22 protein-coding genes are annotated in these 25,967 nt (G+C 50.0%); 12 read left to right on the top strand and 10 right to left on the bottom strand.

The genetic code is table 11. The annotated features are described in order from the left end of the window. Window positions 1–76: 76 nt before the first annotated feature. From gndA to rpmH, 8 genes are all read right to left on the bottom strand, one after another. Complete coding sequence (gndA, locus tag FC20_RS04095) at window positions 77–1,462, bottom strand: NADP-dependent phosphogluconate dehydrogenase (protein WP_008459589.1); 1,386 nt, start codon at window positions 1,460–1,462, stop codon at window positions 77–79. Window positions 1,463–1,560: 98 nt separating this feature from the next. Next, complete coding sequence (spxB, locus tag FC20_RS04090) at window positions 1,561–3,411, bottom strand: pyruvate oxidase (protein ID WP_008459588.1); 1,851 nt, start codon at window positions 3,409–3,411, stop codon at window positions 1,561–1,563. A gap of 303 nt (window positions 3,412–3,714) precedes the next feature. After that, window positions 3,715–3,894 (bottom strand): hypothetical protein, encoded by a 180-nt coding sequence (locus FC20_RS04085; RefSeq protein WP_008459587.1) that lies wholly within the window; start codon window positions 3,892–3,894, stop codon window positions 3,715–3,717. Window positions 3,895–4,209: 315 nt separating this feature from the next. Further along, window positions 4,210–6,105 (bottom strand): tRNA uridine-5-carboxymethylaminomethyl(34) synthesis enzyme MnmG, encoded by a 1,896-nt coding sequence (mnmG, locus tag FC20_RS04080; protein ID WP_008459586.1) that lies wholly within the window; start codon window positions 6,103–6,105, stop codon window positions 4,210–4,212. Between the two features lie 38 nt (window positions 6,106–6,143). Continuing rightward, window positions 6,144–7,529, bottom strand: coding sequence for a tRNA uridine-5-carboxymethylaminomethyl(34) synthesis GTPase MnmE (gene mnmE / locus FC20_RS04075; RefSeq protein WP_039943012.1), 1,386 nt, complete (start codon window positions 7,527–7,529; stop codon window positions 6,144–6,146). 112 nt (window positions 7,530–7,641) lie between these two features. Beyond that, entirely contained in the window at window positions 7,642–8,517 is an 876-nt protein-coding gene (locus FC20_RS04070; RefSeq protein WP_008459584.1) for a YidC/Oxa1 family membrane protein insertase, read from the bottom strand. Continuing rightward, window positions 8,517–8,882, bottom strand: coding sequence for a ribonuclease P protein component (rnpA, locus tag FC20_RS04065; protein ID WP_008459583.1), 366 nt, complete (start codon window positions 8,880–8,882; stop codon window positions 8,517–8,519). Before rnpA ends, FC20_RS04070 begins: the two co-directional genes overlap by 1 nt. Window positions 8,883–8,930: 48 nt before the next feature. Continuing rightward, window positions 8,931–9,071: a 50S ribosomal protein L34 gene (gene rpmH / locus FC20_RS10045; protein ID WP_008459582.1), complete on the bottom strand. Its 141-nt coding sequence runs from the start codon at window positions 9,069–9,071 to the stop codon at window positions 8,931–8,933. A 484-nt stretch (window positions 9,072–9,555) separates the two neighbouring features. On the opposite strand from rpmH, the gene dnaA reads away from it, so the two are divergent. From dnaA to dnaB, 12 genes are all read left to right on the top strand, one after another. Further along, the gene (dnaA, locus tag FC20_RS04060; protein ID WP_008459575.1) at window positions 9,556–10,926 is read left to right on the top strand and encodes a chromosomal replication initiator protein DnaA; all 1,371 of its coding nucleotides are present in this window, start codon (window positions 9,556–9,558) and stop codon (window positions 10,924–10,926) included. 181 nt (window positions 10,927–11,107) lie between these two features. Next, window positions 11,108–12,238, top strand: a complete 1,131-nt coding sequence (gene dnaN / locus FC20_RS04055) for a DNA polymerase III subunit beta (protein WP_008459573.1) — start codon at window positions 11,108–11,110, stop codon at window positions 12,236–12,238. Window positions 12,239–12,471: 233 nt separating this feature from the next. Beyond that, window positions 12,472–12,687: a S4 domain-containing protein YaaA gene (gene yaaA, locus FC20_RS10040; RefSeq protein ID WP_081586474.1), complete on the top strand. Its 216-nt coding sequence runs from the start codon at window positions 12,472–12,474 to the stop codon at window positions 12,685–12,687. Continuing rightward, complete coding sequence (gene recF / locus FC20_RS04050) at window positions 12,687–13,832, top strand: DNA replication/repair protein RecF (RefSeq protein WP_008459568.1); 1,146 nt, start codon at window positions 12,687–12,689, stop codon at window positions 13,830–13,832. The genes yaaA and recF overlap by 1 nt, the downstream gene beginning before the upstream one ends. After that, complete coding sequence (gyrB, locus tag FC20_RS04045) at window positions 13,816–15,777, top strand: DNA topoisomerase (ATP-hydrolyzing) subunit B (RefSeq protein ID WP_008459565.1); 1,962 nt, start codon at window positions 13,816–13,818, stop codon at window positions 15,775–15,777. The genes recF and gyrB overlap by 17 nt, the downstream gene beginning before the upstream one ends. Window positions 15,778–15,789: 12 nt before the next feature. After that, window positions 15,790–18,306: a DNA gyrase subunit A gene (gyrA, locus tag FC20_RS04040; protein ID WP_008459563.1), complete on the top strand. Its 2,517-nt coding sequence runs from the start codon at window positions 15,790–15,792 to the stop codon at window positions 18,304–18,306. 238 nt (window positions 18,307–18,544) lie between these two features. Further along, entirely contained in the window at window positions 18,545–18,838 is a 294-nt protein-coding gene (rpsF, locus tag FC20_RS04035) for a 30S ribosomal protein S6 (protein ID WP_008459560.1), read from the top strand. 40 nt (window positions 18,839–18,878) lie between these two features. Beyond that, window positions 18,879–19,508 carry a single-stranded DNA-binding protein gene (ssb, locus tag FC20_RS04030; protein ID WP_008459559.1) on the top strand — a complete coding sequence of 210 codons (630 nt, stop codon included), beginning with the start codon at window positions 18,879–18,881 and terminating at the stop codon, window positions 19,506–19,508. A gap of 29 nt (window positions 19,509–19,537) precedes the next feature. Continuing rightward, complete coding sequence (gene rpsR / locus FC20_RS10035; RefSeq protein ID WP_003612635.1) at window positions 19,538–19,774, top strand: 30S ribosomal protein S18; 237 nt, start codon at window positions 19,538–19,540, stop codon at window positions 19,772–19,774. Window positions 19,775–19,892: 118 nt separating this feature from the next. Then, window positions 19,893–21,914: a DHH family phosphoesterase gene (locus FC20_RS04020; RefSeq protein WP_008459553.1), complete on the top strand. Its 2,022-nt coding sequence runs from the start codon at window positions 19,893–19,895 to the stop codon at window positions 21,912–21,914. Window positions 21,915–21,954: 40 nt separating this feature from the next. Beyond that, on the top strand, window positions 21,955–22,410 hold the full coding sequence (gene rplI, locus FC20_RS04015) for a 50S ribosomal protein L9 (RefSeq protein ID WP_008459551.1): 456 nt from the start codon (window positions 21,955–21,957) through the stop codon (window positions 22,408–22,410). A gap of 17 nt (window positions 22,411–22,427) precedes the next feature. Next, window positions 22,428–23,801: a replicative DNA helicase gene (gene dnaB / locus FC20_RS04010; RefSeq protein ID WP_009557442.1), complete on the top strand. Its 1,374-nt coding sequence runs from the start codon at window positions 22,428–22,430 to the stop codon at window positions 23,799–23,801. Between the two features lie 112 nt (window positions 23,802–23,913). Here dnaB and FC20_RS04005 read toward each other — a convergent pair whose 3' ends face one another. Next, the gene (locus FC20_RS04005) at window positions 23,914–25,158 is read right to left on the bottom strand and encodes a DUF2974 domain-containing protein (protein ID WP_008459550.1); all 1,245 of its coding nucleotides are present in this window, start codon (window positions 25,156–25,158) and stop codon (window positions 23,914–23,916) included. Window positions 25,159–25,176: 18 nt separating this feature from the next. Continuing rightward, window positions 25,177–25,857, bottom strand: a complete 681-nt coding sequence (locus FC20_RS04000) for an MgtC/SapB family protein (RefSeq protein WP_009557446.1) — start codon at window positions 25,855–25,857, stop codon at window positions 25,177–25,179. Window positions 25,858–25,967 lie beyond the last annotated feature (110 nt).

The raw sequence follows: 25,967 nt of genomic DNA, 5'->3' as shown, positions 1-25,967 counted from the left end.
CACCATTTTTCCGATGAAATGCAAAAAAGAGTGAAACTTCTTTGGAAAGGTTCACTCTTTTTATCAATACTGTTTGTTATTTTTCTTCGTACCATTCAGTGTGGTAAACGCCCTCGCGGTCGTTTCTCAGGTAAGTGTGGGCACCGAAGTAGTCTCTTTGTGCCTGGATCATGTTAGCTGGCAGGCTTGGATTGAAGATGGATTCCAGGTAGTTGACTGACGCACTCAAGCTTGGAGTAGGAATGCCGGCTTGGCTAACCAGTTCCACTACTTGCTTCAAGGCTGGCAGGTTGGCTTCCATCACGCCCTTGAAGTATGGGTCTTGGAAGAGGTTGTCCAGTTCCTTGCCGTCAGCGTAGGCATCTTCAATATGGTACAGGGTCTTGGCGTGGATGATGCAGCCAGCTTCCCAGTTTTGGGCGATGGCTGGGTATTGCAAGGTCCAGTTGTAGGCCTTGGCCGCCATGGTCATTTGCTGGAAGCCTTGAGCGTAAGCCACAATTTGGGCCAGGTAAAGAGCCTTGCCCAAGTTGTCAACCAGGTCGCTTGGCACGTTGCCTTCGTAAGCAACTTCCTTGCCTTCCCGGGTAGTTGCCTTGGACATGAAGCGGGCCAATACGGCTTCAGCTACCACCGTAATTGGCGCACCCAACTTGATGGCATCTTCCAGCATCCAGTTGCCAGTACCCTTGTAAGAAGCTACATTCAGGATGTGGTCGATCACATCGTCATCAGTCAGGTCGTCTTTTTGCCGCAAGACCTTAGAAGCGATTTCGATCAAGTAGGCGTTCAAGTCGCCCTTGTCCCATTCAGCGAAGATGTCAGCCATCTTTTCATTAGAAAAATGAGCTGCCTTGCGCATGATGTCGTAAACTTCAGAAATTTCTTGCATGATGGCATATTCCATGCCGTTGTGGACCATCTTGACATAGTGGCCGGCACCTTCTGGCCCAATGTAGGAAACGCAAGCCCGGCCATCCTTGGTCTTGGCAGCCATTTCCGTCAAGATTGGGGCTACTTCATCGTAAGCTTCCTTGTCGCCGCCTGGCATCAAGGCTGGGCCGTTCAAGGCGCCTTCTTCACCGCCAGAAACGCCCATGCCGATGAAATGCAAGCCGTGCTTAGCCAATTCGTGGTAGCGGCGGTTGGTGTCGTTGTAGTTGGAGTTGCCACCGTCGATGATAATGTCGCCCTTGTCCAAAAGCGGGATCAATTTTTGAATGGTTTGGTCAACAGGATCGCCGGCCATGATCTGAACTAAGATCTTGCGCGGCTTTTCCAAAGAGTTGACGAATTCTTCCCAAGTGTAGCAAGGCTTCAGCTTGTCATCTTCGTACTTTGCCAATGCATCGACTTCTGGCTTGTCGATACTAAAGCCGGAAACTGAGAAGCCGTGATTTCTAACGTTGAGAGCCAAGTTCTTGCCCATGACCGATAAGCCGATCACACCAAATTGTTGCATGAGTCTACCTCCTAGTATGTCTAACATACTTATTATACTTTTAAGCACAAAAAAAGCGAAACCTTAGGTCTCGCTTTTTTTATTTATGTAGGCAAAAATTAGTGAGAAGCACCTGAAGTAGTGTCAGGAGCGTTTTCTGGAACTGAAGCACTTGAAGTTGCTTGAACGCTCAAAGCTTCTGCCTTGTCTTCAGCATGGCCAGAAGCAGCTGAAGCTGCGTCTACTTCCAAGCCAAACTTTTCAGCAAAGTATGAGAATGGGTGAAGAGCTTCTGCGTGGTAGTACTTCACGAATTCTGGGTCGTCCAGAGTGTTAAGTTCAGTTGAGTAAGCCATGTGCTTAGTGTACTTAACGTCGATGAAGGCTGGGCCATCCATCTTCTTCCATTCCTTAACAGCTGCTTCGAATTCAGCCTTGTCGCGAACAGTGAAGGCCTTCATGTTCATACCTTCAGCAACCTTAGCCCAGTCGTTGTCTGGAAGGATAACGCCTGAAAGTGGTTGGTTTGATTCGTCGCGTTGTTCAGCTTCGATGTAGCCCAAAGTTTCGTTAGTGAAGACTACAGTCAAAACGTGCATGTTGTAACGAGCGATAGTCAACAATTCTTCGCTCATCATTGCGAAGCCACCGTCACCAGCAAGGTGCCATACTTCACGGTCTGGGTAAGCAGTTGCGGCTGCCAAAGCAGCAGGTGCGCCGTAGCCCATAGTTGCGTGAAGACCAGAAGTAGTCCAGCGTTGCTTGCCGTTCATGTTGAGCAGACGTACGTGGTCCATGTTTACGTTACCAACGTCAATAGCGAAGACAGCGTCGTCTGCAGCTTCAGTGTTGATTACGTCCCAGATTGGTTCTTGACGTACACGACCTTCGTCCTTCAAGTGGTCATCCTTGAAGCTGTCAAGCCATGCATCCCATTCTTCACGGTCAGCCAAAGCAGCCTTGTAAAGTGGTGATTCTTCACGAGCTTCACCAGCGTCGATCAAAGCACGCAAGCTCTTCTTAGCGTCTGCCAAGATTGAAACGTCTACTGAGTGACGCTTGCCTTGCTTTTCTGGGTCAACGTCGATTTGGATAACCTTAGCGTTCTTAGGGAACCACAATACTGAGAATGGTGAGTTGTTACCAACCCAAACTACCAAGTCAGTGTGGCCTTGAACTTCGTTAGGAGCCTTAGCACCGATACGGCCGATAGTACCAAGGTAAGCCTTGAATGAGTCTTCAACGATACCCTTACCAAGGTATGATGACATCATTGGCATCTTGAACTTGTCTGAGAATTCCTTCAATTCGTCAGCAGCCTTTTCAGCACCCAAACCGAAGTAAACAACTGGGTTCTTAGCTTCCTTGATCAACTTAGTAGCTGCTTCGATTGATTCAGCAGTTGGTGCTGCGTAGTTGTCAGCAGTGTGGTTTGAAGCTGATACGCGGTAGTTGTCTTCGATTTCTTGCCAACCAAAGTCCTTAGGAATTACCAAAACAGCTGGACCCTTCTTAGCGTAAGCTTGACGAATAGCAGTGTCCATCAATACTGGCAAAGCTTCCTTAGTCTTAGCTTGGTGTACCCAAACTGCAACATCACGGAACCAAGGCATTTCGTCAAAGGCTTGGAAGAAGTTGATGTCTTGACGAGGAGTTGGAACGTTGGCTACCAAAGCAACCATTGGAGTCTTGTCGTACTTTGCGTCGTACAAACCGTTCATCAAGTGAATTGCACCAGGGCCAGCTGAACCCATGCAGACACCCAATTTGCCAGTCAACTTGTATTCAGCTGAAGCAGCCAAAGCGCCAGCTTCTTCGTGACGAACTTCGATGAACTTAACCTTGTCTTGCATTTCGTAGATAGCGTTCATCGTTGAGTCAAATGAACCACCTGGGAAACCGTAAAGGTGGTCAATGCCCCACTTGTACATAACATCTAAAACGGCGTTAGCGCCCTTAATTTTTGCCATAAGTGAAATCTCCTTAAAAAATATTACTTACACTCCTTTATTAAATCACTTTTTTTCACTTTTGCAAGTGCTACCAATTCCCGATATGACGGGAATTAAGCATTTTTAAAGCTAGTGAATTCACAAACTTGAGGACTTTGTGAAAAAAAGCTAGAAAATGCTTGGATTTGACATTGTGAATTGTTAGCTAACTTCAGGAATTTCTTTTTAGGTAAATTTTTTATTATTTTTTTAAAAAGTATAAAGACAGTCGATTATTTTAAGTAAAAAAGTGGTCAAGCCCCTAGTGACTTGACCGCTTGACTACATGGACGTAATAAAGTAATTCATGCCGCAAAAGGCAATAATAATGATCACTGCTCCGGCGATACCGATGTTCCGCGCTGTCCGCCGGTGACCAGCTCTGGTAGCAATGGTCATAATTACGGCTGCAGCGACAATGAAGATAACAATTATTGTAAAGAAGTAATCTAGTGTTGACATCGTACTCTCCTTTTTGACCCTAATTTTATTCTGGAATAGCAAGCAAATCAAGATGGTGATATATTTTTTAATTATAAAGTTTCGTTAGCTTAAATTCTCTAAAAAGAAGGTAGACTACTTGAATTCCATTAAAAAGTTAGTCAGTTGGCTTGGCGGTGGCTACACCGTAGTTGTCTTGCTTATCGCTATCGGAACTAAGCTCACTAGAAAGCACAAAAACAATTGAGAGATTACTCTCATTTTTTATCTACTCAAAAAAGCCATATGCATCCCCCACAGCAAAAAAGGCGAACCCCACCGGGTTCGCCTTTTAATTTACTTCTTCACTCTAGCAAACTTGCCATTTTGCACGTAGACGCTCAAAATGGCCAGGTCGGCTGGGTTAACCCCAGAGATCCGCTCAGCTTGCGCCAGGGTTTCTGGCCGAATCTTGGCAAACTTTTCGCGGGCTTCCGTTGCTAGGCCCTCGATTTGATCATAGTCCAGATCCTTCGGGATCTTCTTGGCTTCTTGCCGGCGCAGGCGGGCCACTTGAATTTCCTGTTTCTTAATGTAGCCGGCATACTTGGTGTCAATTTCCACCTGTTCCTTGACGTAGCGGTCGCCTGCCAGCTTGTGGCCAGTCAGTCTTTCCACGTCTTCTACCGTCACCTTTGGCCGGCGCAAGAAGGCTTCTGCCTTAACGCCGCCATTTAGCTGACTTTCGCCCAGCCCTGCCAAAAATTCGTTTACCGCCATGGTTGGGTGCACCGTGATTTCCTTTAACTGATCCAGGTCTTCCTGGATCAGCTTTTTCTTTTCTTCAAAAGCGGCATAGCGGTCGTCATCGATCAGGCCCAAATCATGCCCTTTTTCCGTCAAGCGGAGGTCGGCGTTGTCGTGGCGGAGCAGCAAGCGGTATTCAGCCCGGCTGGTCAAGAGCCGGTAAGGCTCTTCCGTCCCCTTGGTTACCAGGTCATCGATCAAGACACCGATGTAGGCTTCGTCCCGGCCCAAGGTGAAGCCGGGCTTGCCTTGGGCGCTTAAAGCAGCGTTAATCCCGGCGATCAGACCCTGGCCGGCAGCTTCTTCATAGCCAGACGTCCCGTTCATCTGTCCCGCCGTAAACAGGTGCTTGATGGTCTTGGTTTCCAGGGTGTGGGTGAGCTGCCATGGGTCGATCACATCGTATTCAATGGCGTAGCCTGGCCGCATCATTTCTACGTTTTCTAGGCCTTCCACCGTGTGCAGCATGTCCAGCTGCACTTCTTCTGGCATCGAAGTCGAAAAGTCCCCAACGTAGATTTCTTCCGTATTCTTGCCTTCTGGTTCTAGGAAGATCTGGTGGCGATCCTTGTCCGCAAAACGCACAACCTTGGTTTCAATGGATGGGCAGTAGCGGGGCCCAACGCCGACGATGTCGCCTGAGAACATTGGCGATCTGTCCAAGTTGGCGTTGATGATGGCGTGAGTCTTAGGGTTAGTGTAGGTCATCCAGCAGGAAATCTGGTTGGTCAAGTAGTCTTCGTCCTTGCTGGTAAAGGAGAAGTGGCGCGGCTCCTTGTCGCCTGGTTCTTCTTCAGTCTTAGAGTAGTCGATCGTGTTCTTGTTAACCCGAGGCGGCGTCCCAGTCTTGAAGCGGCGGAGCTTAAAGCCCAGTCTTTCCAGGTTTTCTGACAATTTGACCGCCGGAATCGTGTTATTAGGGCCAGAAGAGTAGTTGAGTTCCCCGATAAAAATCCGCCCGCGAGCAGCCGTCCCCGTGGTCAAGACCACGCTCTTAGCATGGTAGCTGGCCCCGGTGTTGGTGATGACGCCCTTGCAGACGCCATCTTCCACGATCAGGTCGTCCACAATTGCCTGGCGCAGGGTCAAGTTTGGCGTATTTTCGATGGTCTTCTTCATTTCTTCGTGGTAGTCCCACTTGTCGGCTTGCGCTCTTAAGGCGCGGACGGCAGGGCCCTTCCCCGTATTCAGCATCCGCATCTGGATGTAGGTCTTGTCGATATTTTTGCCCATTTCCCCGCCAAGAGCGTCAATTTCCCGGACCACCGTCCCCTTGGCTGGCCCCCCAACTGAGGGGTTGCACGGCATAAAGGCCACCATGTCCAGGCCAATAGTGAGCAGAAGCGTCTTTTGCCCCATCCGGGCACTGGCCAGGGCGGCTTCACTGCCCGCGTGGCCGGCACCAACCACGATTACGTCATATTCATTTGAAACATAAGTCTTCATGTAAAAAATCCTTCTTTACTTGTCTCTGTCTCTAACCCTTACTTACCCAAGCAGAATTGACTGAAGAGGTCGTTGATTAATTCATCCGGTGCACTTTCCCCGGTGATCTCGCCTAAGGTCTCCCAGGCCCCGGTAAAGTCGATCTGGACGAGATCCAGCGGCATCCCTGATTCAAGGCCAGTTTCCACGTCAGCCAACTGCTGCTTGGCCTTGGCCAAAAGGCCTGCTTGCCGCTGGTTGGTGACCAGCACTTGGTCGTTTGAATTTTCAATTCCCTTGAAAAAGAGCTTCTTAATTAAGTTTTCTAGCCCATCCAAGTTTTCCTTTTGCAAAATGGAGGTCGTGATCACGTCGCTGCCAGTCTCTTCGGCGATTTGCGCTGCCGACAGCTTAGCCCCAAGGTCCGTCTTGTTCAAGACGATGATCCGCTTTTTGCCAGCAGTATAAGCGAGCAGATCACGGTCTTCTTTGGTCAGCTCCTGGCTGGAATCTAGCAAAAGCAAGATCAAGTCGGCCTTTTCGATCGCCTTTTTAGACCGCTCCACCCCGATCTTTTCCACCGTGTCTTCTGTATGGTGAATGCCGGCCGTATCGATCAGTTCAAGCGGCACGCCCTTCACGGATACGTATTCTTCCAGGGTGTCCCGGGTCGTGCCCGCTACGTCCGTTACGATGGCCTTGTCGCTTTGGGTCAGGTAGTTAAGTAAAGATGACTTGCCGACGTTGGGCCGGCCCACAATGGCCGTTTTTAGCCCATTTCTGAGGATCTGCCCCTCTTGGGCGGTCTCTAGCAGCTTATCAATTTTTTCACCAACGCTGTGCACGCAGCCCAGCATCTTTTGCCCGGTCACTTCTTCTTCGTCATATTCAGGGTAGTCGATGTTGACTTCGACATTGGCCAAAACGTCTAGGATTTCCTGCCGCAGGGCGCGGATTTCGGTGAGCAGGCCCCCTTCCAGCTGCTTGACGGCCACTTGCCGGGCCTTGTCGGTCTTGGCCCGGATGATGTCCATCACGCTTTCCGCCTGGGTCAAGTCGATCCGGCCATTGACAAAGGCCCGCTTAGTAAATTCGCCCGGGTCCGCCATTCTAGCCCCGTTAGCCAAAAGCAGCTGCAAGATGTCGTTAGTAACCACAATCCCGCCGTGACAGTTGATTTCCACCGTGTCTTCTTTGGTAAAAGTCTTCGGCGCCAGCATTACGGAAGCCATGACTTCGTCGATCACCTGGCCGCTGGCAGGATCCACAATGTGGCCATAGTTGATGGTATGGCTGGCCACCTGGGTCAAGTCCTTGCCCTTAAAAACTTTATTGGCAATCTCAACTGCATCTTCACCGGAAACTCTGACGATGGAAATGCCGCCTTCGCCCAAGGGAGTTGAGATTGCGGCGATTGTATCAAATTCAGTTAATCTTTGCACCATCACTAGTACCTCATTTTTTTCAATAAAAAAAGTGCAATTTCCACCATATGAAATGATGGATAAAGCACTTTCACTACTTTATCTAAAAAGTTTTAGATGAATATTCAATTGATTACTTGCGCTTCTTGCCGACGCGCTTGTAGGCCTTTCTGATCTTGCGCTCGCGCTCTCTTTCAGCCTCAGCCTTTTCCTCTTGCTCACGCTTGTACTTAAACGGATTTTGCAAGATCAAGGTTTGAACAACCTGGAAGAGGTTGGAAATTACCCAGTAAAGGGAGATGGCTGATTGGAAGACCACTGCCCAGACACCGACCATGATGGCCATGATGTAGCTCATCGCCTTGGTCATCGTCGTCTGAGAAGACTTCGGCGTAGACAAGGTCATGATATAAGAGGACAAGAAGGTAAAGCCCGCTGCTAAAATTGGCAAGACGTAGTATGGGTCTGGCTTGCCCAGGTCCATCCACAAGAATTTACCGTTTTGCAGTTCTGGCGTCCGCCAAATGGCTTGGTACAGCGCCCACATAACTGGCAGCTGGATCAGCATTGGCAAGCAGCCTGCGTACGGGTTAACCCCAGCTTCTTTATAAAGCTTTTGGGTTTCTTCGTTCAGCTTGGTCTTGGTTTCCAGGTCGCTGCCAGAATACTTTTCTTGCAGGGCCTTCAATTCCGGCTGAACGTCTTGCATCTTCTTGGTTGAGTTGATTTGCATCGCATTCAGCGGCAGCAAGATCACCCTGATGATGACCGTGAAGATCACAATGGCCCAGCCATAGCTGCCCCCGCATACCTTGGCAATCCATAGGACGAATTGAGATAGGTAGTAAACTACCCAAGCATCCCACCAATTGCTGGAGTTATGCGAAATCGGCGTTGGCTTTTGCGTTGTTTGATTTGCACAGCCAGTAAGCATCAGGGCAAACACCGCGGTCAGTGCTAGCAAAGCCAAAAGCTTCTTAGTACTTTTCTTCGATAAGATGTCCTTCACTATTGTTCCTCTTTATTTGGCACTTCTTCAATGACATGGGCCAAAGTCAGCGCGTGAAGCAGGTTCTTCCGCGCCTGTTCCCAATCAAAATCGCGAGCGTAGGGTCTGGCAATCACCAAAAAATCCATGTGGGGGTCAATTAGCCCCTTGTTTTCGGTCAAAACCGCCCTAATGTAGCGCTTGAGGCGATTGCGAACCACTGCCGTATGACCGACCTTCTTGCCTACGGAAATTCCGACGCGGAAGTGCCGGTTTTCTTCGTTAGGCAGCGTGTAGATCACAAAGGCACGGTTGGCGATTGAAGTCCCCTGCTCAAAGACCTTCTGAAAATCCTGTTCAGATTTAACTCGATATGACTTCCTCAAAGCTCAGTCCACTCTCAGATATTAAAAAAACCACTGGGATTCAGTGGCTTAAGCAGATAATACTTTTCTACCCTTTGCACGGCGTCTAGCCAATACCTTGCGGCCGTTGCTCGTAGCCATACGCTTCATGAAGCCGTGTACGCGTGAACGGTGACGCTTCTTAGGTTGGTAAGTTCTCTTAGTTGACATATATTTGCACCTCCATTTTTTAGTGCTACGTGCACAATTTCTTATCTAGAATATCACGGAAATGAAAAAAAGCCAAGCCCTAAATGCAAAAGTTTACGTCTTTTTCCTTTTAAGGGTCCAAAATCCTGCCTAGTTTTTCTCCCCACTTGTGGACAGTTTTCCCAAGCAAAAAAATTTTTTCTAAGTCTGTCAACAGGCTTTTGAACCGACTTATCCACAGTCCACACCATGTTCAAAACTTTTTAGACAACCTGTGGACAAGTTCTAGTATACCGGACTAGATTCTTACGCGCTCTAAGCAACTTTATCCACAGATTTACTCCACAAGGATGATTTTTGATAAAATTATCACCAGTATCAACATAATTCAATTTTAGGTTTGTCCACAAGCTGTGGATTCTGGATTTCTTTTTCCCACTTGTGGAAAACTGCTTCAGATAATGCTAAAATTATTTTGCAAAAAATTTTTTTGGAGGGAATGTATTTGTTCGATTTAGCAAAATTCTGGGAGAGCTTCAACGCAGAAATGCGCTCCGAATTTAATGAAGTCTCCTACAACGCTTGGTTTAAAAATACTAGGCCCGTTTCCTTTAACAAAGGCACGCATGAATTGGTAATCTCCGTCCAAACCCCCGTGGCAAAGGGGTATTGGGAGCAAAACATCTCCGCTAGACTGCTGCAAGCCGCCTACGCCTACGCTGGCATCGACATCTATCCAGTCTTCGTCGTCGATGAAGACGCAAATAATAGTGAAAGAATGGTGCAGCCGCAGAAAAGAGAAGCGCCAGCGCCAAAAGCGGCGCCGGCTGCCAGCTCAAGAGAATTTACCAAAGACCTGCGCTTAAACGAGAAGTATACCTTCGACAACTTTATTCAAGGTGAGGGCAATAAGTTGGCCGCTGGGGCCGCCATGGCCGTTGCCGATGACCCCGGCACTTTTTACAACCCCTTGTTCATCTTTGGGGGCGTGGGGCTGGGTAAGACCCACTTGATGCAGGCCATCGGCCACCAGATGCTGGCTGAAAACCCGGATGCCAAAGTCGTCTACATTCAAAGTGAGACTTTTGTCAACGACTTCATCAATTCCATCAAGAACAAGACCCAGGAAAAGTTCCGCGAGAAATACCGGACAGCCGACCTGCTCTTGGTGGACGACATCCAGTTCTTCGCTAAGAAAGAGGGGATTCAGGAAGAATTCTTCCATACTTTTGAAACCCTCTATAATGATAAAAAGCAGATCGTCATGACCAGTGACCGCCTGCCAACCGAAATTCCGGACCTGTCAGAGCGGCTGGTTTCCCGCTTTGCCTGGGGCTTGCAAGTTGAAATTACGCCGCCAGACCTGGAAACTCGGATCGCCATTTTGCGGAAAAAAGCCGAATCTGAAGGCCTCGACGTCGATGAAAGCACGCTGGACTATGTCGCAAGCCAGGTTGACACCAACATCCGGGAGCTGGAAGGGGCCTTGGTCAAGGTCCAGGCGCAAGCCACCATTCAAAAGCAGGACATCAATATCGGTTTAGCCCGCTCGGCTCTAGCTGACTTAAAACTGGTTCAAAAAAGCCGCGGCCTGCAGATCTCCAAGATCCAAGAGGTCGTAGCCAACTACTTCCAGACCACGGTCGCTGATATTAAGGGGAAAAAGCGCGTCCGGCAGATAGTCATTCCGCGACAAATCGCGATGTACCTGTCCCGGGAACTAACCGATGCCAGCTTGCCTAAGATCGGCCAGGAATTTGGCGGCAAGGACCACACGACCGTCATGCACGCCTGCGACAAGATTGCCCGCCAGATCAAAACTGATACGGAAATCAAATCTGCCGTGTCTGACCTGCGGCAAATGCTGGAAAGATAGGAAAATGGGCCCAGTTGAAAAAGTGTGGACAGGTCTTAGATTTATCCACATGTTGATAACAGGCGAAATCTTGTTTTAGCAAGTCTGCTTGGACTTTTCCACAGGATTCACAGGCCCTACTACTACATCTACTTAAATATAATAATAAGAATAATAAAGAAACCTGCTCAAGGAGGAAACGATGAAGTTTACTGTCAACCGCAGTTATTTTATTAACAATTTAAATTCTGTTCTAAAAGCCACCTCATCTCGCAGCACCATTCCAATTTTGGAAGGGATCAAGATGGTCTTGACTGATGAAGGCTTAGTCATGACTGGGAGCAACACCGATATCTCGATTGAACTCTTGGTTAAGGCTGCTGACGACCTGCAAATCGCGTCAACTGGTGAAATCGTTGTTAGGGCCCACCTCTTTAGCGATATCGTCCGCAAGCTGCCAGGCAAGGACTTTACTTTTGACGTCCAAGAAGGAAACCAGATCAAGATCACGTCAGAACACGCTGAATACATGATCAATGGCTTAGACCCAAGCGCTTATCCGCGCCTGCCAGAAATCAGCGATGACCAATCCTTCGCAATTTCTGCCAAGACCTTAAGAGAACTGATTACCCAGACTGTTTTCGCCGTGGCCACTGATAATAGCCGCCCAACCTTGACTGGGGTCAGCTTTACTTTTAGCCAAAAGCAAATCAAGGCTGTGGCAACTGACTCTCACCGTCTGTCTCAACGGGTAGTTGGCGTTGACAATGGTCCAAGCGAAGACTTGTCCTTGATTATCCCTGGTAAAAATCTGCAAGAACTGGCCCAGCTGATCGCGGATGCAGACGAAGACTTGAAGGTCTTCTTGGGCGACAGCCAAGTCCGCTTTGACTTTGACAACCTGTCCTTTTACACCCGCCTGCTTGAAGGGGCTTATCCAAACGTGGACCGCCTGCTTCCAGCAACGTCATCGACCAGCGTGCAGTTCCACGTGTCTGACCTCCTCAGTGCCTTGAGCCGGGCCAGCCTGGTGACCCACGTTAACCGGACCAACGCCGTGCAAATGGAAATTGATGCTGAAAATAACCGAGTTAACCTGACTGGTAATTCTCCAGACCTGGGCAAGGTGGAAGAAACCGTAGAAAACCTGGGCATTGAAGGGAAGAGCTTGACCATTTCCTTTAACCCTGACTACATGAGTGCCGCTTTAAGAGCTTCTGTAACTGACATTGTGGTCATCAACTTCACCGAAGCCCTGCGCCCATTCACGGTTGTGCCAAATGATAACGAGATTGATTTTATTCAGCTGATTACCCCAATCAGAACCTTCTAATTTTAAAATTAGGAAAAGCCACTCATTCTGAGTGGCTTTTTTTATGCAAGAAACGCCTATAAGGGCTTATTTCGGCTTGTATAAGTTTTTACCGCCAATATGTGGCATGATACTAAAAAGGGAAATCGGGCCGTAGAGGCCCTAAAAATGGCCTTTTTGATTGAGTTTTTCCCGAAAAACGACTATAATTTATAGATGGAATACTAGTTTTTTATTGTTGAAGGTGAAGGCTTATCAAAACTTTTGCGATTAATGGTGAATTCATCACCCTCGGTCAATTTCTCAAAGATGAATGTATTGTTTCCTCTGGCGGTCAAGCCAAGTGGTACCTGCGGGAAAATCCCGTGGTGCTCAATGGCGAAAGCGAAGACCGCCGAGGCAAGAAGCTCTATCCTGGCGACCGGCTGCAGGTTGCAGGAGAAACTTACGAGCTGGTTCAGGGACTTTAATGTACCTGGGGCGGTTTGTGCAAAGCGGCTTCCGGAATCTGGAGCCGCTGGATTTAACTTTTGACCCCCATGTCAATATTTTTTTAGGTGAAAATGCCCAAGGCAAGACCAATTTGCTTGAGGCTATTTATTTTTTGGCCTTAAGTCGCTCGCACCGGACCAATAACGACCGGGAGCTGATCAACTTTGACCAGGATTTTGCCAGCTTGGCTGGCCGGGTCCACCAAAAGCAGGTGGACATCGACTTGCGCCTGGTAATTTCTAAAAAGGGCAAAAGCGCCTGGGTCAACCGGATTGAGCAGCCGCGGCTGTCCAAGTACGTGGGTCACTTGCAGGCGATCTTGTTTTCACCAGAAGACTTGGAACTGGTCAAGGGGGCACCGGCCTTGCGCCGGCGCTTCATGGACCTAGAATTTGGGCAGGTTAATCCCGAATATCTCTACTTTGCCAGTCAATACCGGCAATCTCTGCAGCAGAGAAACAATTACTTAAAGCAGCTGGCCAAAAGAGAGGCTAGCGATAAGGTGCTGTTGAGCGTTTTAACTGAGCAAGTGGCGACTAGCGCCAGTGAAATCATTTCCCGGCGCTACCGCTACCTGGCTGGCCTCAACCGCTACGCCGCTAGTGCCTACCAGGCAATTAGCGGGGCTAGAGAGGACTTAACCGTCATCTACCGGCCTTCGGCTAAGACCATTGCGCCTGGCAATGATGCTCAGACCATCAAGGCCAAGCTGCTTGCGCGCTTTGCGGAAATTGAGGACGATGAATTGCGCCGGGCGACGACCCTCTTGGGGCCGCACCGGGACGACCTGGAGTTTCAACTGGATGGCAAGAATGCCCATCTCTTTGCCTCTCAAGGCCAGCAGCGTTCCATTGCCTTAAGTTTGAAATTAGCCGAAATTCAGCTGATCAAGGAGTTGACAGGGGATGAACCAATCCTTTTGCTCGACGACGTGATGAGCGAACTCGACCAGCATCGGCAGGCTGCCTTGCTTAACTTCATTCATGGCAAGACGCAAACCTTTATTACGACAACAGATCTGGAAGGTATTTCCCAGGAAATAGTCAAACAGCCGCGGATTTATTACATCCATGCCGGCCGCATTTTAGAAAAAGAGGAAGGGTTAAATGGCAGACGAAGATAACAAGTTAACAAATGCCAAGAAGTTTGAACAAGAAGCTGACAAGTATAATGCCAGCCAAATTCAAGTTCTTGGTGGCCTGGAAGCCGTACGTAAGCGTCCAGGGATGTACATTGGCTCAACCAGTTCCCAAGGCCTGCACCACCTGGTTTGGGAAATCATCGACAACGGGATCGACGAAGCCTTGGCCGGTTTTGCGACCAAGATTGAAGTCACTGTTAACGAAGACAACAGCGTGACCGTTCAAGACGACGGCCGGGGGATCCCAGTCGACATCGAAAAGAAGACGGGCCGGCCAGCCGTAGAAACTGTTTATACCGTTTTGCACGCCGGCGGTAAGTTTGGCGGTGGCGGATACAAGGTTTCCGGTGGTCTGCACGGGGTTGGGGCCTCAGTCGTCAACGCCTTGTCTACTAAGCTGAACGTCACGGTTATGCGGGACGGCAAGAAGTACCACATTGCCTTTGACCATGGTCAAGTGGTGGAAGAATTGCACGAAGTTGGCACCGTTCCTTTGACTGAACACGGCACGATTGTGCACTTTTGGCCAGACCCAGACATCTTTACCGAAACAACGGTCTTTGACGACAAGATCTTGAAGAACCGGATTCGGGAACTGGCCTTTTTGAACAAGGGCTTGAAATTGACCTTTACCGACCTGAGAAAGGACACGGCAGAAACCGACGTCTACCACTTCGAAGGCGGGATCAAGGAATACGTAGCCTTTTTAAACAAGGGTCAAGAAGTCCTCTTTAACGACCCAATCTACGTTGAAGGCAAGTACGAAGGCATTGACGTGGAAGTGGCCCTCCAATACACGACTGGCTACAAGACGACCTTGATGACTTTTGCCAACAACATCCACACCTACGAAGGCGGGATGCACGAAGCCGGCTTTAAGACAGCCTTGACCAGAGTAGTCAACGACTACGCCCACAAGGCCAAGATCTTGAAAGATGGCGACGACAACCTTTCTGGGGAAGACATCCGGGAAGGGATGACGGCAGTTGTCTCAGTCAAGCACCCAAATCCGCAATTTGAAGGGCAAACCAAGACCAAGCTGGGCAACTCAGACGCCAGAACCGCTGTTGACCGGGCCTTTTCTGAAACCTTTGCGACCTTCTTGATGGAAAATCCGCAAGAAGCCCGCAAGATCGTGGAAAAGGGGCAATTGGCCGAAAGAGCCAGAGTGGCGGCCAAGAGAGCCAGAGAAGTTACCAGAAAGAAGTCAGGTCTGGAAATCGCCAACCTGCCAGGGAAACTGGCCGACAACACCAGCAATGACCCGAACATTTCTGAGCTCTTCATCGTCGAAGGGGACTCCGCTGGCGGCAGTGCCAAGCAAGGGCGGAGCCGCTTGACGCAAGCAATTTTGCCAATCCGGGGGAAGATTTTGAACGTGGAAAAGGCTTCAATGGACCGGATTTTAGCCAACCAAGAAATCAGAACCTTGTTTACGGCCTTGGGAACCGGCTTTGGGGCGGACTTCGACGTTAACAAGGCCCGCTACCACAAGCTGATCATCATGACTGACGCCGATGTCGACGGGGCCCACATCAGAACCTTGCTGCTAACCCTCTTCTACCGCTACATGCGGCCAATGATCGACAAAGGCTACGTTTACATCGCTCGTCCGCCTCTGTACCAAGTGCGGCAGGGTAAGATCATCAAGTACCTGGACACTGACGAAGAACTCCATGACTACTTGGGAACCCTGCAGCCAAGTCCAAAGCCAATCGTGCAGCGCTACAAGGGGCTGGGGGAAATGGATGCTTCTCAGCTTTGGGAAACCACGATGGACCCAGAAAACCGGCGCCTGGACCGGGTTGACCCAGAATACGCTAAAGACGCGGATGCTGTGTTTGAAATGCTGATGGGCAACGAAGTTGGCCCTAGACGGAAGTTCATCGAAGACAACGCCAAGTACGTTGAAAACTTGGATGCGTAAAGGAGAGTGTAAATGGATAATCAAGGACAAGATCGCCGAATTAGAAATGTCGATCTGACGCAAACCATGCGCAGCTCCTTCTTGGACTACGCGATGTCCGTCATCGTCGCCCGGGCTCTGCCGGACGTCCGTGACGGCTTAAAGCCTGTTCAGCGCCGGATCTTGTACGGGATGAACGAACTGGGCGTGACCCCAGACAAGCCGTATAAAAAGAGTGCCAGAATCGTCGGGGACGTTATGGGTAAATACCACCCACACGGCGACTCCTCAATTTACCTGTCCATGGCCCACATGGCTCAAGACTTTGCCTACCGCTACATGCTGGTTGACGGGCACGGCAACTTCGGTTCCGTCGATGGGGACCGGCCAGCCGCCATGCGTTATACCGAAGCCAGAATGAGCCGGATCGCAGTGGAAATGCTGCGGGACATCAACAAGAACACCATCGACTGGCAAAGAAACTACGATGACACGGAAAACGAGCCAACCGTTTTGCCAGCCCGGATTCCTAACCTTTTGGTCAACGGTTCTAGCGGGATCGCGGTCGGGATGACCACCAATATTCCGCCGCACAACCTGACGGAAGTTATTTCTGGCATCCACATGCTGATGAAGGATCCAGATGTGACGACCAGGGAATTGATGAAGGCTATTCCTGGTCCTGACTTCCCAACTGGCGGGATCTTGATGGGCCGAAGCGGCGTTTTGCATGCCTATGAAACGGGCAAGGGCAATATTGTCGTTCGGGCCAAGACTGAAATTGAAACCGAAAAGAGCGGCCGGGAAAGAATCGTCGTTACCGAAATTCCATACCTGGTCAACAAGGCAGAACTGGTCCAAAAGATTGCTGAATTGGCCCGCGATAAGGTGATCGACGGGATTACTGGCATTCGGGACGAATCTGACCAAAGCGGGATGCGGATCACCATCGACGTGCGCCGGGATGCCAGCGCCAGCGTGGTCTTGAACAACCTCTTCAAGGAAACCCAGATGCAGTCCAACTTCGCCATGAACATGGTGGCCATCGTTGACGGCGCACCGAAGTTCTTGACCTTGAAGGAAATGTTGCAGCACTACCTGGCCCACCAAGAAGACGTCATCACCCGCCGGACCAAGTTTGACTTGGACAAGGCCGAAGCCCGAGCCCACATCCTGGAAGGCTTGCGGATTGCCCTTGACCACATTGACGAAATCGTCAACTTGATCAGAAATTCTGAATCAAGCGACATCGCTAAGGCAGGCTTGATCAGCCGCTTCAAGTTAGACGACCGCCAAGCCCAAGCCATCTTGGACATGCGGCTGGTTCGCCTGACGGGCTTGGAAAGAGATAAGGTTGAGGCTGAATACCAAGACCTTTTGGTCAAGATTGCGGACTACAAGGACATCTTGGCTAAGCCAGAACGGATCGACCAAATCATCTACGATGAACTGCTCGACATCCAAAAGCGTTTTGGCGACAAGCGCCGGACCCAGATTACGGCTAGCGAAGTCGTTACTTTGGAAGATGAAGACTTGATCGAAGAGCAAAAGGTCCTGCTGACTTTGACCCACCAAGGCTACATCAAGCGGATGCTGATCGACGACTTCAAGACCCAAAACCGCGGCGGCCGTGGGATCAAGGGGATGGGCGTCCAAAAGGGCGACTTTATCGAGCACCTTCTTTACTCCAGCACCCACGACTACCTGCTCTTCTTCACCAACAAGGGCAAGGTCTACATGAAGAAGGCCTACGAAATCCCAGAATTTGGCCGCAATGCCAAGGGCTTGCCAATCGTCAACCTCTTGCAGCTGGAAAAGGGCGAGCACATCCAAACTATGGTCAATGTGCCAAAGAGCGACAATGACGAAGACGGCTACGCCTTCTTTATCACCAAGCTGGGCACGGTCAAGAAGACCAAGCTGAGCGAGTTTGAAAACATCAGAACCAACGGCTTGATTGCCTTGACCCTGAAGGATGGCGACGAATTGTCCAACGTTTTGGCAACCGATGGCAGTCAAAACATCTTTATCGCCACCCACCAAGGCTATGCCGTAACCTTTAATGAAAAAGACGTCCGGTCCATGGGCCGGAGCGCTGCCGGGGTTCGCGGCATCAACTTAAGAGACGGCGACTACGTGGTCGGCTCAGGCGTTTTAAAGGCTGAAGACGAAGTCTTGACCATCTCTGAAAAGGGCTACGGCAAGCGGACGCCAGCTACGGAATACCCAGTCAAGGGCCGGGGCGGCAAGGGGATCCAAACCGCCAAGATCGGTCAAAAGAACGGTCCTTTGGCCGGCGTAGCGGTAGTCGACGGCAAGAGCGACATCATGCTGATCACGACTGACGGGATCATGATCCGCTTCAAGACCAGCGACGTGTCCCAAACGGGCCGCTCCACGATGGGGGTTCGCTTGATCAAGGTTGATGAAGGCAACTCCGTGGCTAGTCTAGCAGTGGTGCCTGCTGAAGAAGAAGACAATGCAGCTGATACAGAAAACTCTGAAACTGAAGCAGAAAACACTGAAAACAGCAAAAATAGCGAAGACTAGTTTTTACAGATCTTGAAACCCGGATGAAATACAAAAATATACGGGAAATAAAAAAATTATCGGACTTTTTGGCGTAATAATAAGTGGAGGGAAAAAACTCTCCGGATCACGTGTAAAAAAGTTTGGTAATTTTTTGTTTTTTGTGCTAAAATTAAGCATTGCGAGTAATTAGATCAAATTACTCCTTGTTCTTGATTCTAGCAAGAACCATTTAGTCCAAAAGGAGGTGCAATAGTCCATGACAACCAAGTACGAAATTACTTACATCATCAAGCCAGACGTTGATGACGAAGCAAAGAAGGCCATTATTGACAAGTACACTAAGGTGATCGCTGACAATGGTGGTGAAATGGTTGAAGCTAAGGACTGGGGCAAGCGTCGTTTCGCATACGAAATCGAAAAGTATCGTGAAGGTAGTTACTACATCATGACCTTTACTGCTACTGACGCTGCTGCCGTTAACGAATTTGCTCGTTTGAGCAAGATCGATGACTCAGTTCTGCGCTCAATGACTGTTAAGTTAGACAAGTAATTGTAGTTTTCCGTAATACAGGAATAGAAAGGAAATGAGTATGATTAATAACGTTGTACTTGTTGGCCGTTTAACACGTGATCCTGAATTACGTACCACTGGGAGCGGCATCTCGGTTGCTACGTTCACTTTAGCCGTTGATCGGCAGTTTTCCAATGCTTCAGGCCAAAGAGACGCTGATTTCATCAACTGTGTCATTTGGCGCAAGGCTGCTGAAAACTTCAGCAATTTTACGAGCAAGGGGAGCTTGGTGGGCATCGAAGGCCGCATCCAGACCAGAAGCTATGATGACAAGGACGGGAAGAGGGTTTACGTTACCGAAGTTGTAGTCGATAACTTCTCACTCCTTGAATCACGCCGCGAGCGTGAAGCCCGTCAACAAAACGGCGGTTATAATAACGGTGGCTACAGCAACAATAATGCTAATGGCGGCAACAACTTCGCAGCCAGAGGCAACAATAATTTTGCTGCTAAGAACAATACCAACAATGGTAACTACGCCCCGAACAACAATAGCAATGCCGGTTTCGGCAATAACCAAGCTCCAGCAGCTGGTAATGCCGCATTTAACGAAGATAACAAGCAAGACGCATTCGGCGGCAGCAACGCTAACCCATTTAGCGATACTGAAGGTCCGGTTAACGTCTCCAATGACGATCTTCCATTTTAATTAACTACTGATAGAAAGGATCTGAAGACATGCCTCAACAAAGAAGAGGTGGTCGTCGTCGTCGCAAGGTTGACTTCATCGCAGCTAACCACATCGACTACGTAGACTACAAGGATGTTGATCTGTTGAAACGTTTTATCTCAGAAAGAGGTAAAATCTTGCCACGTCGTGTCACTGGTACTAGCGCTAAGAACCAACGCAAGGTTGCTAACGCTATCAAGCGTGCTCGTATCATGGGCCTTCTGCCATTCGTAGCTGAAGACTAAGATCAAACAATAAACAAAAAGCCAAAGCTTAGCTTTGGCTTTTTTGTTTTTCTGTTTTTGGGCCGAGTAGGTTATAATGGACATAGTTTAATCTGCTTTGAAATGTGGAAGAAATTGTATGAAAAAATTTTTACGCAAGCTGGAATTGCCGGAATTCGTTAAGGACTCCCGCCTGCTCATTGCCGTTCTCAGCGTCTTTTTGCTTACGGTGATCAGCACGGTCGTTGCCTTCTTTATCAATGCGATTTTCGGTGTGGCCATGCTCCTCATCTTCATTTTGGAGATCTTCTGGGCAATTTTTGGCATTTACATTCTGGCGCAAAACACCAACGATTACGCAGCCAACCTCTCTTACCGCATCAAGCGCGGCGAGCAAGAGGCGATGATTAAGATGCCCTTGGGGATCTTGCTTTATGATGAATCAAGACACGTGCAGTGGGTCAACCCTTACTTGCAGCTGTACCTGGGCGACCAGGACGCGATCGGCAAGACCATTGAGTCTGTTGATAAAAAGCTGGGCAAGCTGGTTGACGAAGCTTTGGAGGCCAAGACCTCCCAAAGCAAGGTCGTCAAGTGGGGCGAGCGGCAGTTTGAGATGGTGGTCCAAGACTCCATCGGGGTCATCTACCTCTTGGACATCACCCGCTATGCCGATATTGCCGACAAGTACCGGGCTGAGCGCCTGGCGATCGGGCAAATTTTTATTGACAACTATGATGAGCTGAGCGAGCGCATGCACGACCAGGAGCTGGCTAGAACCAGTACCTACCTGCAGACGACCTTGAACGATTATGCTAAAAAGTTCAACTCCTTCTTGAAGCGGATCGACGAAGACCACTTCCTCTTATTGGCCCACCTGCAAGACCTAGAGGCCATGGAAGAAGACAAGTTCTCTGTCTTGGACAAGATCCGCCTGGAGACCAGCCGGAACAATACGCCGCTGACTTTGTCAGTTGGGATTGCCTACGGCGGGGAGTCTTTGAGAAAAATCGCCAACCAGGCTCAGGCCAACTTGGATCTGGCTCTTGGCCGAGGCGGGGACCAAGTTGTCTTAAGAGAATTAGGGCAAGTAGCCCGCTTTTACGGTGGCAAGTCCAACCCAATGGAAAAGCGCACCCGGGTCCGGGCTAGAATGGTCTCTCAGGCCCTTGGCGAGCTCTTTAAGGATGTTGACCAAGTCTTCGTTCAAGGCCACCAGCGGCCCGATATGGACTCTGTCGGCTCCGGAATTGGGGTGGTCAAGATCGCCCGCCTGCACGGGGTCAAGGCCCACTTTTTGCTAGATACCGAGCACTGCAACTATGACGTGGACCGGTTAGTGAAAAAGATGCAGGCTAAGAACCCTAAGCTGGACCTCTTTATCAGTCCAGAAGAGGCAAATGTGGAGGCAACGCCGAATTCCCTCTTGGTCCTGGTCGACCACTCCAAGTACTCGATCACTTATGACCAGAACCTGTACAACCGGCTGAAAAATCGGATCGTGGTCATCGATCACCACCGGCGTGGCGAAGAATTCCCTGAAAACCCAATGCTGACCTATGTTGAGCCATACGCTTCTTCAGCCAGCGAACTGGTTACCGAGATGGTTGAATATCAGCAGCCTGAAGAAGACAACCGGGTCTTGACCAACTTAGAAGCCACGGCCATGCTGGCCGGGATCACGGTCGACTCCAAGGAATTCTCCTTGAGAACGGGCACCAGAACCTTTGATGCGGCCAGCTACCTGCGCTCGATCGGGGCCGACTCATCTTTGGTCAGCGAGATCCTGAAAGAGGACATCTCCAGTTTCTTGGTCAGAACCCACCTGGTATCCAGCCTGCAGATGCTGCGGCCAAAGATGGCCATCATGCAGGGACCAGAAAACAAGATCATTGATCCGATCATCACGGCTCAGGCCGCTGACACTGCCCTGGACTTAGAAGGGGTGGCAGCCTCATTTGCCATCACCAGACGAAGCAACGAGAGCATTGGCATTTCCGCCCGCTCCATGGGCAAGATCAACGTCCAAGTCATCATGGAAAAACTGGGCGGGGGCGGCCACCTGTCAAATGCGGCTACCCAGCTGAAGGACATTAGCGTCGATGAAGCCTGCCAAAAATTATTGAGCGCCATCGATGAGTATTTAGCGGAAAACAGCTAAAATACTAGTAATAGACTTAACACGGAAAAGGAGTACGAATATGAAAGTTATTTTTATGCAAGACGTAAAGGGTAGAGGCAAGCGCGGTCAAGTTAAGGACGTGCCAGACGGCTACGCCCAAAACTACCTGATCAAGCGCGGTCTGGCTAAGGAAGCCAACAAGGGCAACCTGAACACCCTGAAGCGGGTAGAAGCCAACGAAAAGGCTGAATACGAAGCTCAAAAGGCAGCAGCTGCTGAAATCAAGAAGCAACTGGAAGCTGATGGCACGGTCGTTGAACTCAAGTCCAAGGCTGGCAGCGACTCCCGTCTCTTTGGCTCCATCTCTAGCAAGAAGATCATCGAAGGGCTGGACAAGCAATACGGCATCAAGCTGGACAAGCATAAGCTGGAACTGCGCGAGCCAATCAAGGTTTTGGGCTACACCAACGTGCCTGTTAAGCTCTTCAAGGGCATTGAGGCCAAGGTCCGGGTACACGTTACTCAAGAAAATTAGCAAAGAAGTCGTGATTAATGGATAATCTTGTTGCACAGCAGATTCCTCATGATTCTGCTGCTGAAAAAGCAGTTTTAGGGGCCATTTTTATTGACCCAGAAGTCATTAATGACGTTAACTCGGTCTTAGAGCCCAATGATTTCTATGAACATGCTAACCGGCTGATCTATAACGCGCTGCTGGCTTTGTACGATGAGAACAAGTCCATTGACCTGGTGACCCTGCAAGAGGAGCTGAAGCGGCGCAATCAGCTGGAAGAATTGGGCGACATGGCCTATGTGTCAGAAATCCTGGCAGCGACGCCGACTTCTTTTCACGCTAAAGACTATGCCAGAATCGTCCACCAAAAGGCGATCCTGCGCAACTTGATCAATGCCAGCCAAAAGATCATTTCTAGCGCTGTCCAAGGCGCAGACAGCGTAGAAGACATCCTGACCAATGCCGAAAGCGAGATCATGAATGTCTCTAACGAAAACGGCAGCAGCGGCTTCCACAACATCGCTGACTTGGTCAAGGGGGCCGTGGACCAGATCTCCCAAAATGCCCAAAACCAGGACGTAGTTACGGGGGTCCGGACCGGCTTTAAGACCCTGGACGAAATGACGACGGGGCTGCATGAAGACGAATTGATCATCCTGGCGGCCCGGCCCGGCGTTGGTAAGACTTCTTTTGCCATGAACATCGCTAAAAACGTCGGTGTGACCGAGAAGCTGCCGGTAGCGGTCTTCTCTCTAGAAATGTCCGGCGAGCAGCTGGTGCAGAGAATGCTGGCCTCGACGGGGCTAATTGACTCCCAGCACCTCAGAACCGGGGTTTTGGAAGAAAAGGAATGGGGGCAGCTGGAAATGGCAGCCAACGTCCTAAGTCAGGCACCGATTTTTATCGACGACACGCCCGGCATCAAGATCAGCGAAATCCGGTCAGAATGTCTCGCCTTGCAAAAAGAGCAGCATGGCCTGGGCTTAGTCGTGATCGACTACTTGCAGCTGATTGAAGGGCCGAAGACAGAATCCCGTCAGCAAGAAGTCTCCGCGATCTCCCGGCAGCTGAAAAAGATGGCTAAGGAATTGCACGTGCCGGTCATTTCCCTGTCCCAGCTGTCCCGGTCAGTTGAACAAAGACAAGACAAGCGGCCGATCCTGTCTGACCTGAGAGAATCAGGCTCAATCGAACAGGACGCCGATATCGTTGGCTTTTTGTACCGGGATGACTACTACCGGGATGAGGACGAAGACGACAGCGAACCCAAGGAAGACCCAGAAAACGTTGAAGTTGAAGTTATTATCGAAAAGAACAGATCCGGTCGGCGGGGGACAGCTAATTTGATGTTCTCTAAGCCATATAACCGCTTCTCCAACCTGGATAAGGCCCACGATAACAATCAAGGTTAACAGTAAAGCCACCGCGCGTGCGGTGGCTTTTTTGGGGCTCTCTTCCAGGTAGTATGTTGCCCCGAAATAAAGAAAATTCATGACAAACAAAAAAGAACGAAATCGCAAGATTTCACTCTTTTATTTTGCCTAAATTTGCATCATTGGTATTAGTTTTGCTTTCTTTATTTTTAGTACTTTCAGTTTTCCCCTGATCCTCTTGCCCCTCCTGGACGATGTCATAGGCGTCAAAGAAGATGGGGCCGCGCTTAGAGTCGTTGTATTCTGGCAAGTCCTGGTAAGGAGCGGCCCGGTTGCTGAGGGTTAAGGACAAGCTCTGGCTGGCCGTTTCAATGATCTTGTTAAAAATCTGCCGGAAAATAGCCCGCATTTCCGGCTCCATGGCAAAGTAGGCTCGGCCAAAGCGGTAGGTGCCCGCGATCCCGCTGATCTGCTGGACCTTGGTGATGTCCAGGCTGCCAAAGGCATCAAAGAGGGCGGACCACATCTCACCTCTTTTTTCCGCGGGAATGGTGTGGTTGAACTGGATTAGGGAGTGCCGAATGATCCGGGCTGTGGCCGTTAAGCCCTTGGCCAAGACATAGCTGTCCCGGCCTACGCTCCAGACCCGGGGGTCGTGCTGGCTGGTGGCGGGGGAAGTGCACTTAACGACCAGGACTCGCTCAGGGTGGTCTAGCATGCAGCCGACGATCGAGCTCTCGGGCATGTAGGTCTTCATCTTCTGCTGGTTAGCCTGAAAGCCCTCGGTGCCGTAGATCTGGTGGCGGTAGCCCGGCCCGTCAAAGCTGTAAGAGCGGATGATCCGGGCTTGGATGCTAGGGTCAGCAAAGGCCAGGGCGTAGTGGGCGTAGTTGCCGCCCTTGGAGTGGCCGGTGATCAAAATCTGGTCGTTAGGAAATGCTTTTCCTACCTTATTTAAATACTTAGCAGCGATTTTTTGCCCAGTGATCTGGGGCGTGTAGTTCATGACCATGTCCTCGCTCCAGCCGATCATGCTACGGTCGGTGCCTCGGTAGGCAACCAGGATGGTGCGATCATCTAGGCGGAAGGCACCAGCGCTGAACTGGACGGGCTCAGGGTCGCTTTCCATCTTGTCGACCCAGTCCAGAACTTGGATGTCCCGGTAGCGGGGAGATTTGGGGATTAAGAGGAGCTCACTTTTTTCATAGGAATCGTCCATAATCTCCTTCTGCTTCAAGATGGACTGGCAGACCTCGGCCAGGGAGTGGCCGATCGTGCTCTGGTCAAAGGGCAGGTAAGCGAAAGATGAAAAAAGGGATGCGTCTAAGCTGTTGAATTTTCTTTCCTTAAAAGTTAAGTCCCCGCGCCAACGCAGGTAGTCGATTGTGTTTGCCATCTAAACCTCCATTGTATGCTACTTGCTGCCGGGGGAGTAGGTGATCTTCTTGAGGTCAGGATACTTGCGCAGGTTCATGATGATGGTATTTTCATCAATGGCGCTGTCGATGACACCCTCGCAGGCAACAACGATTTTTTCATCGGTTACATCTATGATTTTAACAGAAATATTGCGGACCTGATTGCGGTTGAGCTCACTCTTGATCAGGGAGAGGATCTCGGGCTGGTTGTTGGCCTCAATCTGCAGGTTTAAGCTGACGTTCTTGATCCAGCGCTCCAGGCGGTCGTCGCGAAAAATATACTGGATGAGCAGGATCAAGACCGCTCCGCTGATCCCCAGGTAAACGAGCCCACTGCCCATGGCCACGCCCACGGCTGCCGTTGCCCAAAGGCCAGCGGCCGTGTTTAAGCCGGAGATCTGCTCCTTATGGACGATGATGGTGCCGGCCCCGATAAAGGAAATGCCGGTTACGACGAGTGAGGCGATCCGGGACGGGTCGTAGGAGGAGTGGAGGCCGTCGCTGAAGCCGTATTTGGAAACAATGGTAAAGAGGGCCGAGGCGATGGCGACCATGACGTGGGTCTTGAGACCCGCACTCTTGCGCTGGCTAGACCGCTCATAGCCGATGCCGGCGCCTAAGAGGCCAGACAAGAGCAAGCGGCCTAAGAGGTTCAGCTGGATAGGGAGGGAAAACATGGGAATCAGCTCCTTTCATAGCTTTATTGTAAGACTTTTTGGAAAAAGTGTAGAGAAGAAAACTTTTTTGTCAAAAGGGCTGTCAATAACTTGGGATAATGTCCCGAAAA

Source organism: Lactobacillus equicursoris DSM 19284 = JCM 14600 = CIP 110162 (assembly GCF_001434815.1).
Classification (GTDB): Bacteria; Bacillota; Bacilli; order Lactobacillales; family Lactobacillaceae; genus Lactobacillus; species Lactobacillus equicursoris.
Note: the sequence above shows the minus strand (reverse complement) of the source record. Positions and strands in the feature narration are given on the sequence as shown.